The organism is Mesorhizobium sp. M7A.F.Ca.AU.002.02.1.1 (assembly GCF_003998535.1).
GTDB classification, from domain to species: Bacteria; Pseudomonadota; Alphaproteobacteria; order Rhizobiales; family Rhizobiaceae; genus Mesorhizobium; species Mesorhizobium ciceri.
The window spans coordinates 1-2,666 of record NZ_RZPB01000792.1; the positions used below are offsets into that span (position 1 = coordinate 1).

Annotated in this window: 2 protein-coding genes; both read right to left on the reverse strand. The window is 64.3% G+C overall.

What is annotated here, in order from left to right:
• On the reverse strand, positions 1–476 hold a 476-nt coding region (locus EN879_RS31355), incomplete at its 3' end, for a formate dehydrogenase accessory sulfurtransferase FdhD (protein ID WP_206521036.1).
• 2 nt (positions 477–478) lie between these two features.
• Positions 479–2,666 (reverse strand): formate dehydrogenase subunit alpha (gene fdhF / locus EN879_RS31360; RefSeq protein ID WP_127274498.1); only part of this gene is annotated, 2,188 nt, incomplete at its 5' end.

The window sequence follows — 2,666 nt, forward strand, 5'->3', positions numbered from 1 at the left end:
GTCTCGGTGTGCAGCGGCTGCACTTTCGACAAAAGCTTGACCGAACGGACAATATCGTTGGCATCAAGCGTAAGCTTTGACACACCAACCGCATCGACCGAACGCATCGCTTCCTCGATCGATTCGATGCCGCAGAGCCCGCAGCCGACCGGACCCGCGAGCCTTCGCCGCCGCGCTTCGAAGCGCGTGTTGGCTCGGTCCTTCAGCCGGATCTGGATGTCGATGCCGGCGCCATGGTCCTCGACCTCGATGGTTTCGATCTCCTCCGGCGCAGCTACAATGCCCTCGGTCAGCGAGAAGCCAAGCGCGAAATCCTCGAAATCGGCCGGGCTTGCCATCATCACCGCATGCGTGGTGCCGGCAAAGGAGAACGCCACCGGCGTCTCTTCCGGCACCATGCGGTTCGCCGTAGCAGTGCCGCTGGCGCGGTGCGCCAGCCGCGATACCTGCGTCGTGGCTTTGCGCCGCGCGCTCAAGACTACTCCGCCGCCTGCAAAGACGCGATGCGCCGGCTCTGCTTGGCTTGCTCGTCATAGTCGCGCTGCCATTCCGACGGCCCATTGGAGGCGCCGACCTGCACCGCCGTCACCTTGTATTCCGGGCAGTTGGTCGCCCAGTCGGAGAAGTCGGTGGTGATCACGTTGGCCTGCGTGTCCGGATGGTGGAACGTCGTGTAGACCACGCCGGGCGACACCCGGTCGGTGATCAGCGCGCGCAGCGTCGTCTCGCCCGAGCGGCTGGTCAGCCGGACCCAGTCGCCGTCGCGCAAGCCGCGGTTCTCGGCGTCGTGCGGATGAATCTCCAGCCGGTCCTCCGAGTGCCACATGCTGTTGTCGGTGCGCCTGGTCTGCGCGCCGACATTGTACTGCGACAGGATGCGGCCGGTGGTGAGCAGCAGCGGGAAGCGCGGCCCCGTCCTTTCGTCCGTCGCCACATATTCGGTACGGATGAACTTGCCCTTGCCGCGCACGAACCCGTCGATATGCATGATCGGGGTGCCGAGCGGCGCCTTCTCGTTGCAGGGCCATTGCACGGACCCGACACGGTCGAGCAGCTCGAAGGAGACGCCGGCGAAGCTCGGCGTGGTCATCGCGATCTCGTCCATGATTTCGGAGGGATGCTTATAGTTCCAGTCCAGCCCGATCGCGCGGGCAAGCTCCTGCGTCGCCTCCCAATCGGCGTAGCGCGCCTTCGGCTCAAGAACCTTGCGCACCATGTTGATGCGGCGCTCGGCGTTGGTGAAGGTGCCGTCCTTCTCCAGGAAGGTCGAGCCCGGCAGGAAGACATGCGCGTAGTTCGCCGTCTCGTTGAGGAAGAGGTCGTGCACGACGACGCATTCCATCGCGGCAAGGCCGGCTGCGACATGCTTGGTGTCGGGATCGGACTGCAGAATGTCTTCGCCCTGGATGTAGATGCCCTTGAAGCTGCCGTCGACGGCGGCGTCCAGCATGTTGGGGATGCGCAGGCCGGGTTCGTCGTCCAGCTTTACGCCCCACAAGGTCTCGTAGATATCGCGCACGGCTTCGCCGGAGATGTGGCGATAGCCCGGCAGTTCGTGCGGGAAGGAACCCATGTCGCAGGAGCCCTGCACGTTGTTCTGGCCGCGCAGCGGGTTCACGCCGACGCCGGGCCGGCCGATATTGCCGGTGGCCATGGCGAGATTGGCGATTGCCATCACAGTGGTCGAACCTTGGCTGTGTTCCGTCACGCCCAGGCCGTAATAGATCGCGCCGTTGCCGCCGGTGGCGTAGAGACGCGCAGCACCGCGGATCAGCTCGGGATCGACGCCGGACAATTTGCCGACGGTTTCGGGGCTGTTTTCCGGCAAGGCGACGAACGATGCCCAATCCTGGAACTCCGTCCAGTCGCAACGTTCGCGGATGAAGGCTTCGTCGAACAAGCCCTCGGTGACGATCACATGCGCCAGCGCCGTCAGCACGGCCACATTGGTGCCGGGCTTCAGCGGCAGGTGGTAATCCGCTTCGATATGAGCCGACTTGACCATCTCGGTGCGGCGCGGATCGAGCACGATCAGCTTGGCGCCCTGGCGCAGCCGCTTCTTGAGCCGCGAGGCGAACACCGGGTGAGCGGAAGCCGGATTGGCGCCGATGATGACGGCGACGTCGGTGAAGTCGACGGAATCGAAATCCTGCGTGCCGGCAGACGTGCCATATGTCTGGCCGAGCCCGTAGCCCGTCGGCGAATGGCAGACGCGTGCGCAGGTGTCGACATTGTTGTTGCGGAAACCCTGCCGCACCATCTTCTGGACGAGGTAGGTTTCCTCATTGGTGCAGCGCGACGAGGTGATGCCGCCGATCGCGGTGCGTCCGTACTGGTATTGGATGCGGCGGAATTCCTTGGCGGTATGGGCGATCGCCTCTTCCCAGCTTACTTCGCGCCACGGATCGGTGACCTTTTCGCGGATCATCGGCGACAGGATGCGGTCCTTGTGGGTGGCGTAGCCATAGGCGAAACGGCCCTTCACGCAGGAATGGCCGTGGTTCGCCTTGCCCTCCTTGTAGGGCATCATGCGAACGACTTCGTCACCCTTCACCTCGGCCTTGAACGAGCAGCCGACGCCGCAATAGGCGCAGGTGGTGACGGCCGAGCGCTCCGGCAGGCCCTTGGCAAGTACCGTCTTCTCACGCAGCTCATCTGTCGGGCAG